Genomic DNA, 23,065 nt, shown 5'->3' with positions numbered 1-23,065 from the left:
CCCCACGGCCAGCTCAGACTGACGACTGGGGCATTTCGGCCAAGGAAAGGCAGATTGCGGCGTCCGAAATAGTCTTCGCGGGGACCAATCTGGGTTGTACGGAAACTCGGTCGCCCGGTGAGACGCTCGTCACGGCGTTGCCAACCGCGAGGACCTCACCAGAGAATTCATGGCCAAGAATTTGCGGAAAGCGCGGCGCCGCTGTAGGGATTTGATTCCGCGGAGGTCCGGGTGGGTCCGTGGTCATACTCGTGTAGGTCCGTGCCGCAAATCCCGCAGAACGTTGGACGTACAAGGGCCTGGTCGGGACGCAGTTCGCCCGGCTCTTCGACGTCATCAATGCGAAGCTCGTGCTTGCCATGGAATCGGACGGCTTTCATCTTTATCCTCAAATTCAAGACAACAAATCGCCATGCCGACAAGACCGAAGTGGTCTTCCGCAATCGCAACGCGTTCGGTTGTAGATGTGCTACCAAACCACTTACTGGCGGAAGGGTCGAAGAGGAAGCGCTCGGTGTCGAGGCAATAAAGATGGGTAATTCAGAGGTGTCTCCTCGGCATCATGGGCTCCGGTTCCCTGAGCGGGATTTTGTTTTTATAGGGTATGGCTGTCCTCTATAGAAAAACATGCGCTAAGCCGAAATCATATTTCCGCTGAGCGGAAATATCGGTGCGCGTCGACGCTGTTCATGACGGCGAGGCCTCTGTTGTGTGATTTCTTCAAGTCGCAAAGGTCATCCAGCGTTCTTCGAGATTGAGACTTTTCACGCGTTCAATGAGGAACTCCGTGAAAACTCTAATTTTCGCTGGCTGGTAACGCCTGCTTTGATAAGCCAGGTTGATGGTCAGACGCGGCAATTGCCAGTCCTCGAGCACTGGAACGAGGCGTCCCGACACGATGTCCTCGTGGATGATGTAAAGAGGCTGAGCAACAATCCCGAGTCCCGCGCGTCCCGCAGCCACGATGACCTGACCTTCGTTTGAATCGAGGGCACTCGTGATGGCGACATTGCGTTCTTCCTCTCCTCGACGTAGATGAAGCAGGTACGGGTCAACGGCGAGGTTGTAAACGAGCATCTTGTGCTGCTCCAGGTCCTCCGGGTTCCGAGGACGACCGTGAGCCGCGAGGTAGGCCGGCGATGCAGCCAGGATTCGCCGGGTCTCAGCAAGACGTCGAATGGTGATGCCTGAGTCCCCCTCATGCTCTTTGGTACGGATGGCAACGTCTATTCCGGCTTCGATGAAGTTCTGATACTGATTCGTCGCGACGATTTGAACAGAGAGGTTGGGATAGCGTTTGAGGAACTCGGAGAGCGCCGGCGCGATGTGCATCATCGCGAACGACACCGAGCTGGTCACGCGAAGCACGCCCCGAGGACTGACTGCCTCTTCGGAGGCAATCGAGTCGGCCTCGGACAACTCAGAAATGACTGCAGTGCAGCGACGGTGATATTCACGACCGGCGTCAGTGAGCCACATGCGCCGGGTCGTCCGCTCTATCAACCGTGCGCCGAGGCGCTCTTCCAACGAGCTCAGAGTGCGACTGGCCGCAGCGTTCGACATGTCGAGTTGCTCGGCCGCCTTCGACAGGCTGCCCAAATCGGCAGTGAGCACAAACAACTGCAATTGCGTCCAGCGGTCCATCGTCTACCTCTTCGCATCCAGTCGGAAAAATCGAAAGGGATTCTTCCACCCCTTCGGAGCCCAATATGCCGTAGAAGAGGTGATTGATAAACCGACTCGGAATCGCCGATTTGTAGAATAAATTTCTACAATAAAAAGGTGTCAGTGGGCGATTCTGTGGGCCTTAGAGGACTGAATTGCGCGCTTACAGCTCGATTCTTCCGGGGGGAGGAAATGTCATTTCACTTCGGGGCATTTTATTTACTCGGGCGACCCATTACCTTTCGTTTTCAGACGCCTTGAGCGCACAACGGAGACACGCACGATGCGCAACATCAACGAAGACACCATCACTCAAGCCGTTATCGCCTCGCTCGCAGACTGCAAGAACGCGAGACTGAGGACCGTAATGACGAGCCTGGTTCAACATCTCCACGCTTTTGCCCGCGACGTTCATCTCACTGAGGACGAGTGGTTCAAAGCAATCAAGTTTCTGACGGAAGTAGGACACATCACCGATGACAAACGGCAGGAGTTCATTCTGCTGTCTGACACGCTTGGCCTTTCGATGTTGGTCATGTCGCAGAACAATCGGAAGCCCTCAAATTGCACGGAAGCAACCGTGTTCGGGCCGTTCTATGTCGAGGGAGCGCCCCTCTATAACAACGGCGACGACATTTCGAACGGTGCGAAAGGCGCGCCCTGTTATGTGAACGGGCAGGTTCGCGGCGCGGGCGGCGAGAGCATCGCGAGCGCACAAATTGACGTTTGGCAATCGGACGAAGATGGCTTCTACGATGTCCAGAACCTCGACGAGGCAGGCAACGCCATTCATCGCGGCCGTGGCCGATTGAAGGCGGATGCAGAAGGGTTTTTCAACTTCCGCTCCATTCTTGCCGAGGCGTATCCCATCCCGCACGACGGGCCCGTTGGTCGCATGCTGGCCGCTGTCGGTCGTCATCCGTGGCGGCCAGCCCATCTTCACTTCATGATTGAAGCGCCCGGTTACGAAACGCTCATCACGCATGTGTTTCGTGATGGAGACCAGTATCTCGACTCGGACGTCGTATTCGGAGTCCGCTCATCGCTGATTTCCGAGTGGAAGCGTCACGAGCCGGGCGTGGCACCGGACGGCCGGGAAATGACGGTCCCCTGGTACTCGCTCGAATACGACTTTGTGCTTAACCCGTCGGAGGTCCACGCATGATTCGGCATATCGTCATGTGGCGAGTCAGAGGTGACTCGCCTGCGGAGCGGCTAGCTGCTTCCCACCTTGTTAAGACCAGTTTCGAGGGCTTGCGTGGCTGTATCCCCGGGATGCGGCACCTTGAAGTCGGACTTGACTACAGCCAGGTCGATTACGCGTGCGACGCCGTTCTCATCACGGAGTTCGACTCGCAGGAAGCGTTGGAAGCATATGCGTCTCATCCCGAACATCTGCGCGTGCGAAACGAACTCGGTGACCTTCGCACCGCGCGGTTCCAGGTCGACTACCAGTTGGAATCTAGGCTGAGTTTCGAGCGTACAGCGGAGTTACTTAATGCAAAAGCGTGAGTTTGTTTATCAGGCACGTGCTGGTCGAGTTGTCTTTGGCCCGGGCAGTTTGCAGCACCTTGAGCGTGAAGTGCTTCAGCTGAATTCGGAACGAGCACTCATTCTGTGTAGCCCAGAGCAAAAAGAGACGGGCGAAGCCCTCGCTGCGCGCTTGGGGTCACGAGCCGCCGCTGTTTTCGACCGCGCGGTCATGCATGTGCCGCTCGAGTTGGCCAAAGAAGCTCGCGCACTGGCGAGGGAACTGAAGGCCGATTGCGCCATAGCTGTTGGAGGCGGCTCGACAATAGGTTTGGGCAAGGCAATCGCGCTCGAATCAGACCTGCCGATTCTCGCCGTACCGACGACTTATGCCGGCAGCGAAATGACGCCTATCTATGGCATCACTGATGCGGGCCTGAAGAAGACAGGGACTGACCTGCGCGTGTTGCCAAAGACAGTGATTTACGATGCGGACCTGACGATGTCACTTCCGGTCGCGCTATCGGTCACGAGCGGCATCAACGCAATTGCCCATGCCGCTGAGGCGCTCTACTCGCGGGATGAGAATCCCGTAACAAGCTTGATGGCGGAAGAAGGTATCGCTGCTCTGGCGCGTGCTTTACCAGCTATCGTTGCCGACGCCCAAAACGTGGAAGCTCGCGCTGAAGCGCAGTACGGTGCCTGGCTCTGCGGAACGGTGCTGGGTAGCGTGGGCATGGCGCTTCACCATAAGTTGTGTCATACGCTCGGCGGAAGTTTCAACCTGCCGCATGCCCAGACACATACCATCGTTCTGCCCCATGCGCTCGCATACAACCGGCAGGCCACTCCGAAGGCGATGCAGCGGATTGCACGCGCTCTTGGTTCTGAAGATGCTGCACTGGGTGTGTACGAGCTCGCTAAGCGCTGCGGGGCTCCCCTCGCGCTGAAAGACATCGGCATGTCCGCTGAAGACGTTTCGAAGGCTGCTGATATTGCCAGCTCGAATCCGTACTGGAATCCCCGTCAAATTGAGCGTAAAGCCTTACTTGAGCTTCTGCAGGATGCCTTTGATGGCGTCGCGCCGCGCGCGGTGACGACCTGATGCCCCGAAAGAAGGGAGAAGTGGTTCGAACCCCTGAATTGAAACAAGGAGACGAAAATGAACTTCACTGTCTACTGTCTTGACCACCCGAATATGGTCGAACGCCGCCTTGAGAACTATGACGCACACAAGGCCTATCTACAAACAGCACCTGTAAAAACTCTCATCTCTGGCCCGCTGACGAAAGCTGACGGCCAGACGATGATTGGCAGCTTCTTTCTCTACGAAGCTGACGGCATCGAAGAAATCAAGACTTTCGTAGAGGCGGACCCGTTTAACAAGGCAGGAATTTGGGACACGGTCGACATCCGGCCGTTCATCAAACGGGTCGACAACCGCTAAATCCGTCGTATCACGGCATCTTTTAATTGCTGCCTTGCAACCGCGTGGCGCGGCTCGCGCTCGGCCTCAAAAAGCAGACGACATCAATAAAGGAAAACGTTGTCGATTTTTTGAGCGCTCGCAAAGTACACAACATCAAACGGAGACATCATGGAGACAGGCCTCGAAGGAAAGATTGTGCTCATCACGGGCGGGGCGCAAGGCATCGGACGTGCGACAGCATTGGGTTTCGCACGTGAAGGCGCGCGTCTTTGCCTCATCGACATCGACGCGAACGCTCTCAAAGAAACCGAATCGGAATTGCGCTCGCTCGGCACTAACGTCACGATTGCTCAGGCGGATTTGTCCACGGCCGATGGCGTCAAAATTGGCATCGATTCGGCCCTGCAGTCACACAACGGCCAGGTGGACATCCTCGTCAACAACGTTGGCGCAGGCAAGGTTCGCACGTTCGAAGAACTCTCGGACGAGGAATGGGATTTCACGATGAATCTCAATTTCATGAGCTACGTCCGGACGTGTCGATACCTCCTGCCGGTGCTGCGAGCTCGTGAGAAGTCGGTGATTATCAACAACGCATCGGACCTGGCCCGCCAGCCGGAGCCTGTTCCGATTGACTACTCCGCATCCAAGGCGGCGGTGCTCGCGCTGACAAAGGGTCTCGCCCGAGCCGAAGCTCCCAGGATTCGTGTGAATGCTGTTGCGCCGGGGCCAGTCTGGACACCGTTCTGGACGAAAGATGGGGGATTTGCTGACACGATGGGCAAGTTTCACGGCATGGCTCCGAAAGACGCGGTCGAGCACGAACTTTCTCTGCGCCAGTTGCCGCTGAAGCGCCTCGGCCAACCGGACGAAGTGGCCAACGTGATTGTTTTCATGGCTTCCGACCTCGCGTCGTTCGTGACCTCTGCGGTCTGGGGCGTCGATGGTGGCAGTATCCGCAGCCTGATTTGAAGGCTGCCAGCCCTGGCTGGCACTTCATTTCCACGAGGGCGACAAATCGGGCTGACAGACCGCGTAGGGATGTCTTTGATTGCCGCATTGTTCTGAGGACCAGCGTATGTCTGCTTACGACCGGGTGATTGGAGCGAAGGTATCGCAGAGAGAGCGCGCTTTTCTAGTCGAGGCGCTCGAGCTGTTGATGCGCGAGCGCTCAAACGCGCTTCGCATCGCAACGGCCGTAGCGAAAGCGCGCGGTGACCGTGTGCCGGAAGTCCAGGAGTTTGGTCTGGACGACATCTTGCGGCTCAGCCGACTGATTTGCGAGGCTCCTTCTGCCGAACCAGGTAAGAGCAAATGGACCGCTTCTCCACCGGAGATGCAAATAACGAGTGTCGACGGGCGAAGGCCGTATCGACGCTTTCTGAATCAAGAGTGAATCGTTGGCGTTTTGATGTGCCGACGGGATATAGGAGACTAAGATGTTGCGTATCGCTGTTCTCGGTGCTGGACGCATCGGAAAAATTCACGCGGCCAATGTTGCCGCCGACCGGAGAGTGAAGCTCGTCGCGGTCGCAGACCCGAACAAGGAAGCGGTCGAGGCGCTCGCAGCAGAGCTCGGTTGCGACTCATCTCTTGATTGCAAGTCTGTAGTTGACCGAGAAGATGTTGACGCCATCATCGTCGGCACGCCGACAGACACACATATCGACCTGACGCTGCAGGCGGTCCGGCTGTGCAAGCCGGTACTCTGCGAGAAGCCCATCGACCTGGACATGGACCGTGCGCTCGCCGCGGTCGAAGAAATCGAGCGTCTCAACGGGCGCGTGATGCTTGCCTTCAATCGACGCTTCGACCCGGACGCCATGAGGCTCAGGCAGGCCATCGAAGAGGGTGAGGTCGGCGACGTTCGCCAGGTCGTCATCACGAGTCGCGACCCTGGCCTTGCGCCACGTGAGTATCTTCGGCACTCCGGCGGAATCTTCCGTGACATGACCATCCATGATTTCGACACTGCTCGCTGGCTACTCGGCGAAGAACCCGTAGAAGTGATGGCTATGGGAAGTCGGCTCGTCGACCCGGGCCTGGAGGAGCTTCCGGACTTTGACAGCGTGATGGTATTGCTGCGCACTGCGTCCGGGAAACAATGTCATATCAACGGTTCCCGACAGGCGGTGTATGGATTCGACCAGCGTGTCGAAGTGTTCGGCTCGAAGGGGATGGTGCTGAACGAAAACCATCGCCCCTCCAGCCTGCGTCGCTGGACGAGCGAAAGGACCGAGGCACGTGAACCGTTGCTCAATTTCTTTCTTGAGCGCCATGCGGACTCGTACAAGGTCGAACTGGACCGCTTCCTGAACGCACTCGAAACCAATGCTCCGATGCCTGCGACGCCCCGAGATGGAATTCGCGCTTTGCGAATCGCGAATTGCGCACTCGAAGCCGCCAATCAAGGTGGCGCCGTCAAAATCTAATCTATCGGCTATCGCCTAGTGCAACTCTGAGTTGACAGTAAGGAAATTTCTGTCCTATATGAAGAGTAAAATTCTTCAATGGGGCAGAAAGTGGCGCAGGTCGAGTCGTTCAGCGGAATACTTATTTTTGTCACCGCCGCGAAGTCGCGCAGTTTCACCGATGCCGCCGAACAGCTTGGGCTGACCAAGTCGGCAGTTGGGAAGGCAATCGCAAAACTGGAAGAGCGCCTTGGCGCGCAATTGTTCCACCGCACCACCAGAAGCATCTCCCTCACGGCCGACGGCGACGCATATTTCGCTGCGTGCGCTTCTGCGCTTGACGAAATCTCCGTGGCGGAAACCGCTCTTGGCCCAAGCCTTCAGCGGCCTGTAGGTCGCTTGCGGATTGACATGCCCGCGGCCTTCGGACGACGGATACTTGTTCCAATCCTGCTGGACATCGCCAAAAAACATCCTGACCTGCAGTTCACGATGACTTTCTCGGACCATCTGATTGACCCGATTGAAGAAGGCGTTGACCTTGTCGTGCGCTTCGGCGAACTCGAAAGCTCGAGTGGTCTCGTCGCCCGTCGCCTCACGAGCCAGCGCATGGTGATTGCCGCATCACCCAGCTATCTTGCGCAGCGCGGAACGCCCCGCACGCTTGAGGACCTGCAAGGGCACTCATGCATCCTCGGCTATCGCCGTGGCCAGCCGCTTTCGTGGCGAGTCAACGCCAATGGCGAACACAGTCGGATTTCGCCGCCTGCGACCCATCAAATCAGCGACGGTGACTCGATTGTAGAGGCTGCTATCGCCGGCATGGGCCTCTGCCAAATGCCAATGTCACTCCTGCGACCCCATCTGGAGTCAGGCGCGCTAGTTTCAGTTCTTGATGAAATTTCGAGTGACTTCATTGACGTGCACGCGGTCTGGCCGAAGGTGGCTCATCTTCGACCGAAGGTGCGGCATGTCGTCGACACGTTAGTGGAGTTGGCCGCGCAAGGCAAACTGGATTGAAACGCCGCAGCCCTATCGACCGAGGCGGAGCCTTGAAGTCGTGTATCCGAAGCAAGGGCTGCAGAGTCGAAACTTGTCGACGCCCTTTACAAGGCCCGTTATCTGATTTCGATGCACAACGGCATGACCGTGCGGTGCGACGGCGAGGAGTGGGCGCTTGATTTTTCCCAGGAACTGAACGTGATTGACGCTACGTTGAAAATGGCAGGAGTCGACACTACGCGACTGAACAGCAAGCGCTTGTCAAGCCGGCCAAGCGGAGCCAATCATTAATAAAGAGCGATAGAGGACCAGGTCGACAGATGCAACTTGACCAATACCGCGGATATACGTTGTGGGGCCATGCCATCCCCCAGCACGAAGACGTCGTGCGCCCAGAACGATTCGCCGGAAGCGGCACAATCATGCGTGACTCGAAGGTTGCAGTGGCATCTGGGGTGCTTGGCGTATTCGATACCGACGAACAGGCAGAATCAGCAGGCCTTTCATGGTGTCGTACGTGGGTCGATAACCACGGCTAGCTCCGAAAGACTAGTATCTCGACAGACAATCCGCCATTGGTTAACGCTGGCGCCGTCGAGGCTTACTCGGTCCGCCCGGGGGAAAAGGCATGTCCGATGCCGCGTTCAACCAACCAGCCGACGATAGGCACTCAGGTGTCGGACGAGCCCCTGTTTGTCGCCGCGAATCTCGCTCAGGCGAGCCAGGTTGAAGTGAGCGTCGGCATGCGTCGGGTCAATTTCTATGCACCGCTGGTACGCCGCTGCCGCCGCGTCATTGCGTTTCAGTTCCTCCAGGACGACTGCGCGGTTGAAGTGAAGCAACGCGTCGTCGGGAAAATGCTCGAGTGCGCCATCGAAAACGGACAGCGCCTCATCGCAACGCGTTTCCGCCTCGCATAGCAATACGCCCAGATTGGTATATGCGTCGTAGTGCGGTGATGGCGCAAGCTCAAGCACTTTCCGGTAGGCCTGCTCCGCACCGACCGCATCTGTTTCGGTAAGCTGCTCGGCAAGTGCGAACCATTCTTCTGCCTGCTCTTCCCGGCTCGCCAGGTTTCGCGGTGCCGCGTCCAGAAACGCAACATCACCTCGGATAGGTGCAACCTCGAAATCGAGCAGGTGCTGGCCCGAGGCCGCGTCCCATTGAGACTGTCCTGACCTGACAGCCACCGATTCACCGACCGATGTAATTCGGATTCCAGACAGCGGAAGTTCGTCAGGGAGTTCGGCTTTCAGCTTGGCAAGCGCCTTCAGAATTTTCCGTGATGAGACTTTCGCGGACTGCAGTTGGAATGCGGTGCGAAGGACCACGACATCCTGGAACGAGAAACGAAGTTCGTTCCGCCGGCCGCGCGCGGGATGAACAAACCCCGCGTCAATCAGTCCAGATAGAACTCTGCGCGAAACGCCCAGCAGTGACTGGAGGCTCCGCAGCGAATAGTCGTGTGACAGATTTCGTCTGTTCACTTGCGAGCTCGAACCTTTGCCGGCGGCGCTTCTTTCACGTCAGCTCTCGGCGCGGCTCGTTTGACAGGCCGTCGGGGTTTGGCTGACAGTCCTTCAACGTCATCTGCCGAAGCCTTTTTTGCCGGAGCCGTCTTTGCAACCGATTTGGCAGGTGCGGCTCGCTTTGCCTTGCTGGTGCTCAGACTTGCTCGCAGCGCTTCCATCAGGTCAATCACCTGGCCACCGGATTCCTCTGCTGGCGTCTCTGGTGACACAATCTGTTTGCCAGCAATTTTCCGGTCGATGGCTTCGAGAATCCGCTTCTTCTCTTCGTCTTCGTACGCAGTCGGGTCGTATGCGTCTTCCGAAACCTGGTCGATGATTTGAAGGGCGAGCTTCAGCTCCGTATCACTGACACTCACCTGTTCGATGTGCAAATCGCTCAGCGCGCGCACCTCGTCGGCAAACAGCAGTTGCTGGAAGACCATCCCGTCTTCAGCCGGCCTTATCTGAACGATTCGGGTCTTTCCCTTGTACGACCATTTTGCCAGCGCGCAACGTTCGCTTTCTCGCATGGCCTGTTGCAGCAGGCTATAGGGTTTGCCTCCCCGTTTGTCCGGGGCGATGAAGTTCGCCTTGTCATAGTAAAGCGGGTCCACCGACTTTTCCGGGACGAAGGAAACAATCTCGACAACGTGGCTCGCCCCTTCCTCGAGCGCCTTCAATTCGTCAGGAGCAAAAACGACAAACTGCCCCTTTTCGAATTCGTAGCCTTTTTTCATGTCAGCGCGGGCGACGACATCGCCAGTAGCCTCGGATATGTATTGCTGCTTGACCCGGCCGCCTTCCGGCGTCAGCAGATTGAAGCCCACGCCAGCAGCGCTGTCCGTAGCCGAATAAAGCTTCACCGGTATGGATACCAGACCGAAGGAAAGCGTCAGCGATGCAATGGAACGGGCAGCCATGTGATTCTCCTGATAGCGGCGGGCGAACCGTCGCGGCGCTGCTTACACAGTATCCGCTTCGAAGGGACAGCCCTTCGCGTCGCACAGCATGAGCTGTGCCCGTCGCCGACGGGTTCTCGCCATGCACTTCCCGAGACCGTGTTCAGCCGGACGGACTTCCTAGCGCAGGCGCTTCACGGCTGACGCCAGCGATTGGCGCGTTGTCCAATACTCCGCCCATGGGTCCTGCGTCTGGAAGCTAAGATACTCTCTCGCCGTTTGCACCGTCCAGTGCGCGCCGCTTTTCAGGTCGGGCAACTGCTCCCACAACACTGGCATCGACACACCCATTCCCGGCCGTGCCCGCGCAGAAAACGCCGTGGCAGTCGTCTGCGCCTTTCCATTGCGCAGGTAATCAACATAGATTTTGCCAATTCTGTTGGCTGCTCCCGACGTCGCCGAAAAGCGGTCGGGGATAGTCTTCGCCAGATGCCGGACGAAGGCCTGCGAAAATGCCTTTACCGATTTGTAGTCCAGGCGGGGCGTAAGCGGCACGACTACATGCAGTCCTTTACCTCCACTCGTTTTTAGCCAGGCCTTCAGGTCGAGCTCCGTCAACAGCGCATGCACAAGCACAGCCGCTTCCTGAATCTGCTTCCACTTGACCCCTTCGCCCGGGTCCAGGTCAAAGATGACCCGGTCTGGTTTGTCGATTTGCAGGACCGTGGAATTCCAGGTGTGAAACTCGACGACATTCATCTGGACCGCCGACATCAATGCGTCAACGGTATCGACGGTCAGCACCGGCGGGTGGTTCAGCCACAAATCGCGGTCACGGGCTTTCAGCCCCGGCATGGCAGTCTTTTCGGCGTGCTTCTGGAAAAACAGCTCACCTGAGATGCCGGTGGGCGCGCGGACCATGGCCAGCGGGCGTTCCTTGAGGTGCGGAAGCATCCATGGGGCAACGCTTTCGTAATACCGAACCAGGTCCAGCTTTGTAAGGCCGCTTGTCGGGTCGACGATACGCTCAGGGTGCGTGACCTTCACCTGAGAAGTGGGCGCTGGCGTCAGAGTCTCACCGGCTTCCCGGACGACAAGGCGCGCGGGCTTATCGACACGCAGACCCTTGAACGACGCCTGGCGCACAACACCATCCGCGGTCCACTCGGCAAATTCGACTTCGGCAACGAGTCCGGGCCGAACCCAGCGCTCGGTGCCCGCCGCACGCCTCGACCAGCGGCTGGGCTTCGATACGGCTACGTCAAACGGAGATGCATTCAGCTCAAGCGGCGTCAGGCGCATCCATAGGTCCCGGCCCGTGCGGGCGTTCCAACCGGTGCCGACGCTGCCGGCGTCATGGAGCTGGTTGCCGACATAGTATCCAAGCAGGAGGCTGCCAACCTCGCCGTCCTTGCCGCCCCGAGCGGTGAAGCCGCAGATAACCAGTTCCTGTCGCAGCCGGCACTTCGCCTTCAACCATGTCTGAGTCCTTCCTGACTCGTATTTCGCGTCACGAGCTTTCAACATCAGGCCTTCGAGACCCAGCCCAGCCGCCGCCTCAAATATCTGGGCCACCGGCGCGTCGAAGTCCTGACTGAACCGGATGCGGTCGCCCTCATCCTTGAGCAGTTGTAAAAGCAGCGTCCGCCGCGCCCACAGCGGGACGTTCCTGAGGTCCTTCCCATTGAAGTACGGGACGTCGAACAGAAAATAGATGATTTCCTGATTTCTCGCGCTATCTATAGCGTTCTGGAGAGCGCCGAAATCGGGCAGGCCGTCTCTGAGCACGACGATTTCCCCGTCCAGCCAGCCACTCGAGACTGGCAGCTTCGCAACATCTGCAGCCAGAGTTGCGAGCTTCTTCGTCCAGTCGTGGCCGCCACCCGTGAACAGCCGCACGCGCCCTTTGTCGACGCGGGCGAGCATTCTGTAACCATCGAGTTTCGATTCGACTATCCAGTCACCACCCGTCGGGAGCGACGACGCAAGGGTCGCGCGCTGCGGCTCAAGTTTGATGGGAAGCGCCGCGCTAAGTGCGGCACTGAGGTCTAGCTCAACCTTATTACCGCGCACGGGCCGCACGCTTTTCGGCTCGCGTTCCTCAACAGGCCCGAGCGGATTGGTGATGACGCTGTCGGGAAGCGCCCTGATGACATCGTATTTCGCCAGCGCTTGTGCCCACTCGTCGCGCTTTTTGAAGAGCATCCACTGGTCTTGCCTGTCCCCAGGCTTTGATATTCGGACCAGTTCCCACAAACCGGCGAGCTTTTCGCCATGCAGGCGGAAGACCAGCTTGCCGGCCTTCATTCCCTCGCGCGGGTCGCCGACCGCCTCCCATGTCCCCCGGTCCCACACTATGACGGTGCCGGCGCCGTAATGCTTCGGTGGAATCATTCCTTCAAACGTCGAATACTCAACCGGATGGTCCTCCACGTGGACGGCCATCCTCTTTTCCTTCGGGTCGTAGGAGAGCCCTTTGGGTAATGCCCACGAAACCAACACGCCGTCGAGTTCGAGCCGGAAATCGTAGTGGAGCCGGCTTGCCCAGTGCTTCTGCACGACGAAACCCGCATGTCCGAGACCGACGGATGCGTACGCAGCCGACGGCGCGGGTTCGGGCGTGACCCGGAAGTCCCGCATTTTCCTGTAGCGGGAAAGAGGTGGAGATGTCGGGTCGCGCGCTGAGACCATAACTGTGGTCCAGGAGGAACCGTCTCCCGCGGGATGTCAAACGAGATGCCGGAAAATATTTCGTACAGCAATCTTCGACGGCACGCTTGCGGTAGGGCCACGCATACGCGGCGCCTATTTTGAGGCACCTTTCAGCCGCAGGTAGCCGGTAACCAGTTACATGTCGGTTCCGGCTCGGTTAGCCGCCGTCGTCCGGGCCGGGGCAGTACAAGGTTTTTTCGCATTACACCTTGTGTAGCAGGCGGTTTGTCAGCCCCATCCCCTATAACAAACCTGCAGGGGCGAGATGCGTCGGCGAGTTCACAAGCCCCGTCGATATCGCGATTTCGCGCCCCGATGAACTGCGCTCCGTACCGCGGCTCGGCGCATTGCGCATCAGCTCAGCATCAGCTACCCAATAGTGCCCGCACCTGACCGTATTCGTCGCCCTCCCAGGGGCGTGAATCCGGTGGAAGGGTGCGCGAATAGCGCAAACCCTCGGGGAATTACTGAAGGTGGTTACAAGGAGTGAATCATGAAATCACGGTTGATGGCCGTGCTTGCTGCTGGCGGATTGCTGGTCATGCCGGGGCTCGCAAACGCCCAGGACACGATGCCGGCGCCGCAGGCCCAGCAGCAGCAGAACCCCGCGACGCCGGCCGCGTCCTCTGACATGAACTCGCAGTCGTATGGTGGAGTGCCCGCCACAAACACACAAAGCGGCAGGCGCGCCGCGGAGAAGTGTAGGATTGACCCGCAATGCAATATCTTCTTCGGTAGCTGAGCGATTTCTCCGCTGTGCATCGTCTCATCAATTTGACCCGTAGGTGCTCCCGGTCGCCGGATGCCTGAAGCACTATCAGTTATCGTGTCGGCGGGAAGCCCCCGAGGGTCGTCCGAATTTATAACAACGACGGCCCCAAGCAGACACGCTACATTGATAACTTCTCGTACACTGCAAACAGCAATAGCCTGTCGACGACGGGATTCGAACTATATGCATTCAACGCCTCGCTATCGACGCCAGGCTACGACCTGCAATTGTGTTCAAAAAAACATTGGCACGCTGGGCGGATACATCGTGTTGAACGGGACAGCGACGGCCTGGGGCGACGCCACAAAATCAGTCAGTGCGACGCTCACCATCACGCTTCAACCCCACGTTGAGGGGCCCAGAGGTGAATAGGGAGGTGGTGACCGTTCCGCCGTTCGCGGTCGACGACGATTAGCCTCGCTTGACGCGCAATCAGGCTCTGTCGGCTCCTGCGCATCGACGCCTGCAACGCATATGCAATTCCTGCCTTGCTGTTTGGCTACATACAGCGCGCGGTCGGCGGCTCCGACGAGCATCGCAGGGTCGCTGTCCTGTCCGGCCTGCGTTGCAGCGACACCGACGCTAATCGTGACGATGGCCGAAGTTGCAATCGTCAAGCGCTTTGTCAGCGCCAGCTTCAACGTGGCAATGATGCTCGAACGCCTGGGTGACCATCTGAAGCAGATACATGCGCTACATCGGCATTCGGTGTCGCTGGTCGGCTGGAGCTTTGGCGGTATCTGTGCCCGTCAGGTGGCCGCGAAGTATGCAAAACTGTGCGCCAGGTCATCACGCTGGCGACACCTGTGGCAGACAACTCAGACGCCACGCACGCCGGATGGCTGCTGAACATGCTGAGCAGCGGCATTTCTCCAATGAACCACGTTTCAACGCGGCGCTCGGATGCAACTACTTCTGTCCCGTGCGCGTCGGTCTACTCGAAAACGGACGGAATTGTTGCGTGGGAAGGATGCGTCTCGGCCGAGTCAACCAACCATCGCAACGTCGAGGTCGCGGACGTGAGCCATCTAGGCATGGTCCACCATCCGGAAGTGCTGCGCGTGGTGGCGGAACTCCTCACCCAGCATCGGGGCGGCTCCGGGCAGGCAGTCATGCGGGCCGCAGGTCGGTAGTGCTGACTAGCAATCCAGCGCAATGAGCGTTGATTGACTTTAACGGCAGCGCGTCTCGCGTTTGTGATTGGCCTGAATCGGTCATAGCATCGCGACATCCTCCGGTCCCAAACTATCACGTTCCTGCGCCTTATTGCCTGCGTGGAATCGTACCCTCGAATACTGAATACTCGACCGGCCGGTATCGCGATGTGCCGTGCGCGCATGCACCCAAGAATGCCTTTGATTTTGAGCTCGTCCTCTTGACCCGCGCGCGGCTTGTGCATACCGGGGCCGCCTTGCCGCCGGAGGAGTCATCCGTCGTGAGCGGCTCTAACTGTCAAAATCTCTTAGTCACAACGCGAAGTCCTGAGTCGAATCTCTGTCGTTCGTCCAGTAAATCATCACCTATAAAAAACACTATACGGGATGGAATTCCTTCAGGATATGACAGCAATGGAGAGAGAACGAGTGAGCAAGATTGATATACATGGTCGGGGTGAGAACTTCGGTACGTTGGTGCCTCTTGGGATTTTTAAGCCCAGACCACGCAAGCTGGAAAAATTGGGAGAAAACACGCCAGTTCTCACATGCTTAGCGCCGGCTTCTATAACGGACCTCCTGGCCGACGGCCAGGAAGAGGCTCATCTGACGTTTGGGTCTTATGAGTTCGCTGCAAGCGTTTTCATCCGACTGCGGGTAAGAGACGTAGAACTTTATTGGCTGGTCGACATTTCTGACCCGGAAGTCTGGGAAGCCATCGACATGTGGAAAACGGCGGGGTGCGTTCCTATACTCTTCGAGACTGGCTGCGCAGGTCAGGAATGTCTCACGTTAGGCGCATTTGACATGCCGCCGGATACTCACCCTTTCGAATATCACGGGTGGTTTGGCAAGGGAGAGAAGCCAGACGCTTTTTATCTGGGATGGAATGGTCGCATTGGCGGAGGGCGGCCCCTTGCAGTCCGACGAAATTGCCGAACTTCCGGTAGTTCCATATCGAGCCTCCTTCACTATGGTCGTGCTCACGCAGCGCTGGCAAAAGTATCTGAACGAACGGAGCGCTAGTGAGTTTTAGGATGAGGTGAGTGAGGAATCGTTCGATACGCCGTCATGGGCGGCTCCGGTCCACAGCACGCATCCGCGCTGCCTCCACGACCAACACCAATGGTTGGTCGTGGCCAGCACCTACGCGCGTTGCCGTTTCCACGTCTGTGCGCAGATGGACGGCGTGCCTGGTCCGAGGCGTCAACCCCTCATCGGCGATACTCGCCCAGTTGCTCCAGGTGGTGCCGTGATAAAAAACAGACGGTGGCCATCGCGGCATAGCCAAGGTCCACACCTACCGAGCGGCCTTGCGCCGCGCGTATTCGCTTGCCATCCGGTGAAACCGGAAAGCGCCCTTTATCGCTCGTGGCCACGACCGCGAGAATTACGTCTCTGGTGGTTGTCGGCAGTGTCCTCAGTCGCTTCGGCACACGCATGTTACGCGCGGTACCGTCGCCACTCTTTCATGTCCTCGATGGTCACCCCTTGGACCGGGGATTCCACGGTTCCCGCCAGCTCCAGAAGCGACTTCGACTTTGCCCGTACCAGGACTTCGCCATCGGGCATGACATGCCATACCAGCAGCGTGCCCGGTTTCATGCCTAACGCTTTCCTGACCTCGGCAGGCACGGTGGTACGGCCTGCGGTTGTCAGTCGCGATTCAGCCATGAACTTCCCCTTGAATGCTCGGGTAGCTACGCTCGCAAGTGCCACTCATCGAGGCCGTATTTCCCGCTCCGGGTATCAATGTCTCGCTTGTAGCCCAGTTCTTCCACGAAGCCCAGTGACCGCAACACATCGCGGGCACGCATGAGGTCGCGCCTATCGGCCCAATCGCGCGTGTAGACGCAGATGACGTGCCCATCGCGGCTCATGCTGCGCAGGGCGGTAGACACCTTTGCACACATTAGCTGGTCGTTCTCGATAGCGTCTCTAATTTTGCTCCATTCCTCGTCCACTTCGGCGGGGCTTACAAAGATGCACCATTTCCCTGGCGCAACTACAGAAGCAAACTCGTTGTAGCTCGGAGATTTCTTGTAGTGCCAGTTGCAACTATAGTCCTCAGAGGGCTTGTCCGATTTCCGGAACAGTCGCTCTTCCACACCAAGTCCTTCCTTCATTGAAGCCTCCTCGCGCCTGGCGATGCTTTCGTATCAATTCGCTTTGCTGAGCCTCGCGCGACATTGTTCCAACTCCTTGCTGAGCGCGTCTATTTGCGCTTGCATGCCGGCCGCTCGTTTCAGTAGCTGCCCCACATCGTTCCAGTAGGTATATCTTGAGCCCCCGTTCTCTAGGCCCAACTGGTCGAACGTACGAAGAGCAACCGTGAGGTCGAATGTCCTTTCCGGTTTCATTTCATCCTCTTCCGCCGATTTGACGGCGCCGTCGTCACGCTGACGCGGTGAGCGTCGAAACAAGATTCCCTCATTCACATATCTCTTTTTGACGCGCAACACGACCAGCGCGAGGACGAATGCGCACGCCGGCACGACCAGCAACGCCGGATTCCTGAGAGCTAATTGCCAGATTGCTTCCATGGTCTCTATAGGTGTGAACCTGTCGCAGCCAGCGCACGGCAACGGATTCTCACCGCTCGGCGAATTCCGCAGCGGCGCGCAACACCTGCTTCCTGTCGCCATAAAAAAGTGCCTGCAACGGTGTCAGGTCCTCCAACGCACCATTGGGCGTTGTGAAAAAATGCCACTTGTTCCAGCCTGCCAAGTCACCGAGCGTTCGCACAACCTTCGCCAGGTCCTTTCGGCGAATTTGCTCGACCAGGAAGAATGCCGGGAAATACGGTTCATCCTCGATGTCGACACTGAAGATGCGCTGCGCAGCGACTTCTTTGCTGACCCTTTGGGGGGTGAACCCAATGGCTGCACAGAAATGAGACTTTTGTAGTAATTTTGCGTTGGCAACCAGGCGTGCCGGCGTCGGCTCCCCTCGATTTGAATCAAGCTCCTTCCGCCCTTGGGCGCTTTCTTCGCGAATCGAACGTTGTTCTATGTTCAGCACTGTGGCTAGCCCCGCAACTCTCACAAGCGCACGTTTGAACCGGCGCCCGAGTTCGGCAGCCGGAATTTCAAGAAGCGCGCGAGCTCCCACAGGGTCGAACAGGGTCACCGCGACCGCGGCGCTCCGCAAAAGCTCTGATACGTGGGCATCAGGGGACGAAGGTTCACTTGTTGGGCTATTTCGACGGCGCACCATGGTCTTCCTCGCTCGATACGCTATTCGTCAGTCCGCGTCACGAACAACGGAACGACGCGAGCGCGCGCTGTCAGTTCGTCAGTCCGCTCGACGGTCGGCTGCGCCCAGATTCCCGGAAGCGCGCTCGCTGACCTGTTCAAGTCGACGTCCGAGGGGTAGTGCCTAAGAAGACCAATGGCGACTGATTGCACCAGGCCGCGTATTGTGACCTGTTCTGCAACGCTCAGCATTTGCAGAAATTCGCGCGTATCGACCACAGCCTTCGTTCGGTCCGCTGGCGTTGTCATGTCTTTCCCTCCACGAGCACATGCGTCGTGACGTCGGCGTATGACGCGACCCCGTTGACGACGCACCAACGCTCCCAGATGTATTGACCGTCCTCTGAACAACCGCGAGGGCCGACCAATTGATAGACGCGACCGGAAGAGGTGACGCCACGTAGCGCGGTGGGGTCAAACTGTTGAATCGCAGTGCTGACTCGTCCTGTGTAGTCGCGTACATCGTTGCCAACAAAGTGCCTCGAGCCTGTCTGCGTCTCTAGGATTTGCCAATCGGAAAGTGACATTTCAGGCTCGGCACCTACGCCCGGAACACTCCAACAGGCATGACTACCCTCCACTTGTCGAACAGTCAGGTCGACGCAAGGTCGATTGGCGTGGTTATAGCAGGCAGTGTCGGATTCGATGCACATGTCGGTGCACGTGTCGATGCGCAGACAATATCTCATCTCGCCGACGACCATCACACAGCTCCTTCAGGCCTTGGCCGCAGAATCCGCGCTCTGACCGCGGCCAGGCGCACCGTGCGCCGGGAGCCGTACGATTTGACAATCTCGGGCAGGGACGGAATCGGCCTCCTATATCGATACAAATGTAGCGATAATTAAGTCTAGTCAGGCGCTGCAAAAAGGCAAGTTCAACAGGCGGCAATCTCAATCCGCCGTGTCGAAGTTTCGCGTCTGACGAACTGCGGATGCGAGGTCCGGGAAGTCAATGTACCGGTCAAGACTCGAACTTCCCAGTACTACGACGCACTGGAGAAAAAGAGAGAGGGGTATTGCGCCCGAAGACAGTTGCGAGAGAAGCGTCTTCGCGTTGACGTCAACGCCGATGTCGGCAAGGAGCGCCAACAGCTTATTCGGGGTAACCCATGGCTTTCGCCCGAGCTCTGCTGCCAGGACCAACTGGGCGCGCTCTTCCCATGAGCCTCGATTCCTAACTGCGTCTATCCACAAGTGAGGAGGAAGCGCGCGGGTCACATCAATAATTTGTAACAGCAGTGTCAATTTGACGGTCCCGCGCGAGACACGCGAGATGAGCGAGCGCTCCGTTTCCTTCACGCCGATGGACGTCAACGTATCAGCAAGCTCCGCATAACTGACGCCCTTTCGTTCGAGCGCGACACGGATAATTCGGGAAGCCAGGTCAGCCCACAGCGTATCTGTCTCGCTCACAAAAAGTCCCTTGTTTTCTTGACGAAATGAGCTACCATTAACGCGACAAATGTCGCAATATCACGGCAAAAAACTGCCGTACTCGCGACGAATCTCTAGCGCCCACGTCGTCAGCGCGGGCGTCGATATTCGATGGAACGTCGCACTATATTAATTCTTACGCTGCAAAGTGATAGCCACCGGGGATATACCGGGAAATGCTAACAATGGATGTCGCTACTGATGCTGCTGGGCTTTTCGCAACATCTTGCGCTCCGGCCATTCTGCCTGATGAGACGGTTTATAGCTGGTGCGCCCGCTTTCACCGTCTAAACGGCGGCGGCAACGTTCAAGCCACCAGTCAATTGTTGTTTGGACACCGCACCGCAGGCCTGCGGAACGATTTCCCATTTCATTTGGCCCACCTCCATGAGTTAACGCGTGGGGGCGTCGGTACGCTATCCGACTTGCTCATGCGCGGTACACTGTATGGCTTTCGCGCGCCATTTCTGCCCCCTCATGCTAGAGACGATATTCGTCGTTATCTGCTCTACGGCGGACGCTCCGGCGAGATTCACCGGACACTTGGGCTGTCGAGGGCCGGACTCGGCCTCACCAACCGTCTCAAGTTTTGTGCTGATTGCGTCAGCGAGCAACAGCGTCAGCTGGGATTCGCGTGGTGGATAGCATCTCATCAGCCGCCCTTTAGCTTTTCCTGTCGCGCCCATTACCAGTGGCTAAGGTTGGGCGACATATCGCTGCGACCGGGTTTGACGGATACGTATTGTTTGCCTGAACTGCTCGCCAGCGTAAGCGTGGCGAATGGCCTCCATGGGAGGATGAGCCGCTGCAGTCAGTTGATACGGCTTGATAAGTGGGGAAACTACATAAGTCAGCAAGAGAATCTACAGTTAGCCGGCGAATTGCTACGCCAAACCTATCGGCTTCAGGCCAAGACCCGCAGGTGGGTCACCTTTGATGGGTATATTCGGCCGCAGCAGCTTCGGGACGCATTCCTTGCTTACTATGGGGACATCCTTCAGTTGTTCCCTAAGAGGTTCCTCGGAGACCTTGCGGGGGTCAACGGAGGATTTCTTGCGACCTTGCTCACAAAAAATTCTCCACTGCATCATCCGATGAAACATCTGTTGCTATTGAGTTTCCTTTTCGAGACACCAGAGGATTTTATGGCCGTCCAAGCAAAGGTCATGGCCGTGCATGCGAGTGGCGGCGACTTGGCAGTACGGTCATTGCTGCGAGACAGGGCAGCGTGCTAGTCCAACTGGTCAACGGCGGCGACCATCCGGCTGCGGCTCAACATTGCGTACCTGAATATAGGCATACAAGACACACTGGGAAAAGACGACCAATTCTCATCATTTGCACTGCCAAGTAAAATAGAATCTGTGACAAGTTGCAATCGGGACGGTCCCGCAATGAAATCGCGAACGTTGCCGGCGTCAGTTTGAGTTTCATCAAGACCTATCTGGCAACTACGCCCAGACCGAATACCGGATGGAGCGTGATAAGCCGAATTTAGCACTGAGACATTCTCCGACAAGGACTCGGCAACGCGCTACGCCGGCATCCTGCCTGGAAAATAGTGCCATGCAACGCGTTCCGCGCAGGCGATTCCAGGGCTTCACGAAAACGACAACGCTTGGTCGCAGGGAGCTCTCGCCGCAAGAACTCCACGACTTCCCGTTGTAACTATCGCCCGGACCGATGTGTAGATTCATCCAATACTTCAGCTCGCTCTCGAGGCGAAAGCAACAAAGAGAGCGCCAATGCGTAACTTACTGAAGGTGCCCGTCCGCCACGTGAAAACACGCGGTTGAGGGCCGAACGGCCCTTACCGGCCGTCGCACTTTGCAGACCGAAGACTTCGTCAAGCCACCACGCAGGGCATTCGCCAAAAGCAAGGTCACTTAGAAATGGCGAATCGTCCGGTACCCTAGGCACATCGCCATCTTTGGTATATAGACCTCTCAAGATTGCCTGACGTCGAAGGCAGTCCTCAATTCGCTCCACGCTCCGCCATAAGGGACGCCGCAAGAAACCAATCATGATTTCAGAGAAGCTTCGAAGAACCGGATAATTTTCATAATCGTCCGCCGTGGCTGGCGTTCGCAATGATGCGACAGCTGCCACCGGAACCAGCGCATCTTTGGTAAGCCAATCGTCGAGAGCCAGCAGCGCAGTCTTGTGAACAGGACACCAATAAAGCCCGTCTAATTGATGCTGTCTATGCCAAAAGGGGATGCCGAAGTCGAGCGTTTGCTGCGAAATGCACTCGCGACAAAGGTAGGGACGCTTGCTCTCTGAAGCGTGCTTTCCCTTGCTTCGACGCATCCGCCAATTTAGCCAACCGGGCGCGGCTTCCGGCCTCAGCCCCTCAGCTGGAAAGTTGGAATGGTAGAAAAGAAATGCATCGACGGTTTTGCCGGACACAAAAGCGAGAGCCTGAAGGTGCCGCTCTGCCTGATAGTAGTGCTTTCGATACGGCATCTCCTCCTGGTCTAGCGCGAAATGGACCACGAGGTTACGCAATGTCTCGAAGCAAGAACTTTCCAAATTTACATGGGTGATTCGGCCGATGAAGCCCAGGACAAATTCGTCGTCAACCGGCTTGGGCAGGATGAGCATGAGTCAAGCCGTGGGAACCTTGCCGGATGGCTGCACCGCAAGACCAATGGAAGACAGGGCCATTGACGTCGCTCACAACGTTGTCAGGGCAAAAATTCCAGGAAATCTATTTGCCACAGCTCGCCTATTGCAAATCATCCGTCGGCGCTCTCAAATGAAATAAGCCGGGCCTCTTCGGTCAGCTTCGCCCTGAGCAACTGAAACATTGCAAATCGCCCTTCAGCGCCATACGTCGCTTCAGGCTGCGTGCTAACGAAGTCTTCCAGCAACTCAAACGCGCGCGCCTCTATACGTCTCACTTCAGCGGCCGAGAGCAAGCCGCTATCACCGCGACGGTCGAATAGAACGTACCTGAGGTCGATGCCAACGTGCGCGACACCTTGCAAGTAACGCACGGAGGGCATGCTTGTTCCGGTTTCGTATTGACCCTGCGCGAGCCGTTTGACGCCGCCCGCAGTCGCGACTTCGGTCTGGCTGAGCCGCAGGCGTTTTCGTTCCTCACGCAGGCGCCCTCCAAAGCCATCGGGAATCGCTTGCACGCCCTCGGTGCCGTCAGCATGGGCACCGGCAAAGCTTACCGTTTCCGCCATTTTTGTGCTAGAATGCATGAAAATAAATACAAACGCCAGCAGCATGGACCGATATATGCATTGTATACCATACAATGGCGCATCCGTCAATATTGGGCCTGCTCAGTCGCTTGAGGGCAAGTTTGACTGACGAGTCAAGCTTGTGTTTTTCGTCGG

At 57.5% G+C, this 23,065-nt stretch carries 28 protein-coding genes; 12 read left to right on the top strand and 16 right to left on the bottom strand.

The genetic code is table 11. From position 1 onward, the window contains the following. Positions 1 to 13: 13 nt before the first annotated feature. Together ACOCG7_RS00640 and ACOCG7_RS00635 are read right to left on the bottom strand one after the other, a co-directional pair. On the bottom strand, positions 14 to 247 hold the full coding sequence (locus tag ACOCG7_RS00640) for an alcohol dehydrogenase catalytic domain-containing protein (protein WP_421376357.1): 234 nt from the start codon (positions 245 to 247) through the stop codon (positions 14 to 16). Positions 248 to 720: 473 nt separating this feature from the next. Continuing rightward, positions 721 to 1,644 (bottom strand): LysR family transcriptional regulator, encoded by a 924-nt coding sequence (locus ACOCG7_RS00635; protein WP_421376355.1) that lies wholly within the window; start codon positions 1,642 to 1,644, stop codon positions 721 to 723. Positions 1,645 to 1,948: 304 nt separating this feature from the next. Between ACOCG7_RS00635 and ACOCG7_RS00630 the strand changes: the two genes are divergently transcribed. The 9 genes from ACOCG7_RS00630 to ACOCG7_RS00590 all read left to right on the top strand — a co-directional run bounded on the left by ACOCG7_RS00630 (position 1,949) and on the right by ACOCG7_RS00590 (position 8,516). After that, positions 1,949 to 2,830, top strand: coding sequence for an intradiol ring-cleavage dioxygenase (locus ACOCG7_RS00630; RefSeq protein WP_421376353.1), 882 nt, complete (start codon positions 1,949 to 1,951; stop codon positions 2,828 to 2,830). Next, positions 2,827 to 3,177, top strand: a complete 351-nt coding sequence (locus ACOCG7_RS00625) for a Dabb family protein (RefSeq protein WP_421376351.1) — start codon at positions 2,827 to 2,829, stop codon at positions 3,175 to 3,177. Before ACOCG7_RS00630 ends, ACOCG7_RS00625 begins: the two co-directional genes overlap by 4 nt. Continuing rightward, a complete protein-coding gene (locus tag ACOCG7_RS00620; protein ID WP_410836980.1) occupies positions 3,164 to 4,240 on the top strand; it encodes a maleylacetate reductase in 1,077 nt (358 codons plus the stop codon). Before ACOCG7_RS00625 ends, ACOCG7_RS00620 begins: the two co-directional genes overlap by 14 nt. Positions 4,241 to 4,297: 57 nt before the next feature. Beyond that, complete coding sequence (locus tag ACOCG7_RS00615; protein WP_083084423.1) at positions 4,298 to 4,582, top strand: YciI family protein; 285 nt, start codon at positions 4,298 to 4,300, stop codon at positions 4,580 to 4,582. 150 nt (positions 4,583 to 4,732) lie between these two features. Continuing rightward, positions 4,733 to 5,536 (top strand): SDR family NAD(P)-dependent oxidoreductase, encoded by an 804-nt coding sequence (locus ACOCG7_RS00610; protein WP_421376348.1) that lies wholly within the window; start codon positions 4,733 to 4,735, stop codon positions 5,534 to 5,536. A gap of 106 nt (positions 5,537 to 5,642) precedes the next feature. After that, positions 5,643 to 5,960, top strand: coding sequence for a hypothetical protein (locus ACOCG7_RS00605; protein WP_410836979.1), 318 nt, complete (start codon positions 5,643 to 5,645; stop codon positions 5,958 to 5,960). A gap of 43 nt (positions 5,961 to 6,003) precedes the next feature. Further along, on the top strand, positions 6,004 to 6,996 hold the full coding sequence (gene iolG / locus ACOCG7_RS00600) for an inositol 2-dehydrogenase (protein WP_421376346.1): 993 nt from the start codon (positions 6,004 to 6,006) through the stop codon (positions 6,994 to 6,996). A 90-nt stretch (positions 6,997 to 7,086) separates the two neighbouring features. Beyond that, on the top strand, positions 7,087 to 7,995 hold the full coding sequence (locus tag ACOCG7_RS00595; RefSeq protein ID WP_421377659.1) for a LysR family transcriptional regulator: 909 nt from the start codon (positions 7,087 to 7,089) through the stop codon (positions 7,993 to 7,995). Between the two features lie 302 nt (positions 7,996 to 8,297). Continuing rightward, the gene (locus ACOCG7_RS00590; protein ID WP_421376344.1) at positions 8,298 to 8,516 is read left to right on the top strand and encodes a hypothetical protein; all 219 of its coding nucleotides are present in this window, start codon (positions 8,298 to 8,300) and stop codon (positions 8,514 to 8,516) included. A 105-nt stretch (positions 8,517 to 8,621) separates the two neighbouring features. On the opposite strand, the gene ACOCG7_RS00585 is transcribed toward ACOCG7_RS00590, so the two are convergent. The 3 genes from ACOCG7_RS00585 to ligD all read right to left on the bottom strand — a co-directional run bounded on the left by ACOCG7_RS00585 (position 8,622) and on the right by ligD (position 13,078). Next, the gene (locus ACOCG7_RS00585) at positions 8,622 to 9,464 is read right to left on the bottom strand and encodes a tetratricopeptide repeat protein (RefSeq protein WP_421376342.1); all 843 of its coding nucleotides are present in this window, start codon (positions 9,462 to 9,464) and stop codon (positions 8,622 to 8,624) included. Then, positions 9,461 to 10,408, bottom strand: a complete 948-nt coding sequence (locus ACOCG7_RS00580) for a Ku protein (protein WP_421376340.1) — start codon at positions 10,406 to 10,408, stop codon at positions 9,461 to 9,463. The genes ACOCG7_RS00585 and ACOCG7_RS00580 overlap by 4 nt, the downstream gene beginning before the upstream one ends. 159 nt (positions 10,409 to 10,567) lie before the next feature. After that, the gene (gene ligD / locus ACOCG7_RS00575; protein WP_421376338.1) at positions 10,568 to 13,078 is read right to left on the bottom strand and encodes a DNA ligase D; all 2,511 of its coding nucleotides are present in this window, start codon (positions 13,076 to 13,078) and stop codon (positions 10,568 to 10,570) included. Positions 13,079 to 13,592: 514 nt separating this feature from the next. Between ligD and ACOCG7_RS00570 the strand changes: the two genes are divergently transcribed. Next, positions 13,593 to 13,841 (top strand): hypothetical protein, encoded by a 249-nt coding sequence (locus ACOCG7_RS00570; RefSeq protein ID WP_421376336.1) that lies wholly within the window; start codon positions 13,593 to 13,595, stop codon positions 13,839 to 13,841. 368 nt (positions 13,842 to 14,209) lie between these two features. Here ACOCG7_RS00570 and ACOCG7_RS00565 read toward each other — a convergent pair whose 3' ends face one another. Beyond that, positions 14,210 to 14,488, bottom strand: coding sequence for a GGDEF domain-containing protein (locus ACOCG7_RS00565; RefSeq protein WP_421376334.1), 279 nt, complete (start codon positions 14,486 to 14,488; stop codon positions 14,210 to 14,212). On the opposite strand from ACOCG7_RS00565, the gene ACOCG7_RS00560 reads away from it, so the two are divergent. After that, positions 14,460 to 14,720 (top strand): hypothetical protein, encoded by a 261-nt coding sequence (locus ACOCG7_RS00560; protein ID WP_421376332.1) that lies wholly within the window; start codon positions 14,460 to 14,462, stop codon positions 14,718 to 14,720. The two genes, ACOCG7_RS00565 and ACOCG7_RS00560, sit on opposite strands and share 29 nt — an antisense overlap. Before the next feature lie 1,374 nt (positions 14,721 to 16,094). Here the strand turns inward: ACOCG7_RS00560 and ACOCG7_RS00555 are convergent. From ACOCG7_RS00555 to ACOCG7_RS00520, 8 genes are all read right to left on the bottom strand, one after another. Then, positions 16,095 to 16,310, bottom strand: a complete 216-nt coding sequence (locus tag ACOCG7_RS00555) for an RNA 2'-phosphotransferase (protein ID WP_421377657.1) — start codon at positions 16,308 to 16,310, stop codon at positions 16,095 to 16,097. Next, on the bottom strand, positions 16,240 to 16,467 hold the full coding sequence (locus ACOCG7_RS00550) for an RNA 2'-phosphotransferase (protein WP_421376330.1): 228 nt from the start codon (positions 16,465 to 16,467) through the stop codon (positions 16,240 to 16,242). Before ACOCG7_RS00550 ends, ACOCG7_RS00555 begins: the two co-directional genes overlap by 71 nt. A 1-nt stretch (position 16,468) precedes the next feature. Then, a complete protein-coding gene (locus ACOCG7_RS00545; RefSeq protein ID WP_421376328.1) occupies positions 16,469 to 16,699 on the bottom strand; it encodes an AbrB/MazE/SpoVT family DNA-binding domain-containing protein in 231 nt (76 codons plus the stop codon). Positions 16,700 to 16,725: 26 nt separating this feature from the next. Continuing rightward, positions 16,726 to 17,151: a putative phosphothreonine lyase domain-containg protein gene (locus tag ACOCG7_RS00540; RefSeq protein WP_421376326.1), complete on the bottom strand. Its 426-nt coding sequence runs from the start codon at positions 17,149 to 17,151 to the stop codon at positions 16,726 to 16,728. A gap of 33 nt (positions 17,152 to 17,184) precedes the next feature. Next, complete coding sequence (locus tag ACOCG7_RS00535; protein ID WP_421376324.1) at positions 17,185 to 17,568, bottom strand: hypothetical protein; 384 nt, start codon at positions 17,566 to 17,568, stop codon at positions 17,185 to 17,187. Positions 17,569 to 17,617: 49 nt separating this feature from the next. Beyond that, complete coding sequence (locus tag ACOCG7_RS00530; protein ID WP_421376322.1) at positions 17,618 to 18,154, bottom strand: hypothetical protein; 537 nt, start codon at positions 18,152 to 18,154, stop codon at positions 17,618 to 17,620. A 107-nt stretch (positions 18,155 to 18,261) separates the two neighbouring features. Then, complete coding sequence (locus ACOCG7_RS00525; protein ID WP_421377655.1) at positions 18,262 to 18,471, bottom strand: hypothetical protein; 210 nt, start codon at positions 18,469 to 18,471, stop codon at positions 18,262 to 18,264. 701 nt (positions 18,472 to 19,172) lie between these two features. Continuing rightward, positions 19,173 to 19,694: a DUF6471 domain-containing protein gene (locus tag ACOCG7_RS00520; protein ID WP_421376320.1), complete on the bottom strand. Its 522-nt coding sequence runs from the start codon at positions 19,692 to 19,694 to the stop codon at positions 19,173 to 19,175. 206 nt (positions 19,695 to 19,900) lie between these two features. On the opposite strand from ACOCG7_RS00520, the gene ACOCG7_RS00515 reads away from it, so the two are divergent. After that, a complete protein-coding gene (locus ACOCG7_RS00515) occupies positions 19,901 to 20,950 on the top strand; it encodes a TnsD family Tn7-like transposition protein (RefSeq protein WP_421376318.1) in 1,050 nt (349 codons plus the stop codon). A gap of 433 nt (positions 20,951 to 21,383) precedes the next feature. Here ACOCG7_RS00515 and ACOCG7_RS00510 read toward each other — a convergent pair whose 3' ends face one another. After that, positions 21,384 to 22,319: a TniQ family protein gene (locus ACOCG7_RS00510; protein WP_421376316.1), complete on the bottom strand. Its 936-nt coding sequence runs from the start codon at positions 22,317 to 22,319 to the stop codon at positions 21,384 to 21,386. Between the two features lie 134 nt (positions 22,320 to 22,453). Further along, positions 22,454 to 22,954: a helix-turn-helix domain-containing protein gene (locus ACOCG7_RS00505; RefSeq protein ID WP_421376314.1), complete on the bottom strand. Its 501-nt coding sequence runs from the start codon at positions 22,952 to 22,954 to the stop codon at positions 22,454 to 22,456. Positions 22,955 to 23,065: the final 111 nt, after the last annotated feature.

The sequence above is a fragment of the Paraburkholderia sp. DD10 genome, assembly GCF_049177125.1.
GTDB classification, from domain to species: domain Bacteria; phylum Pseudomonadota; class Gammaproteobacteria; order Burkholderiales; family Burkholderiaceae; genus Paraburkholderia; species Paraburkholderia terricola.
This window is presented reverse-complemented; position numbering and strand designations above follow the sequence as displayed.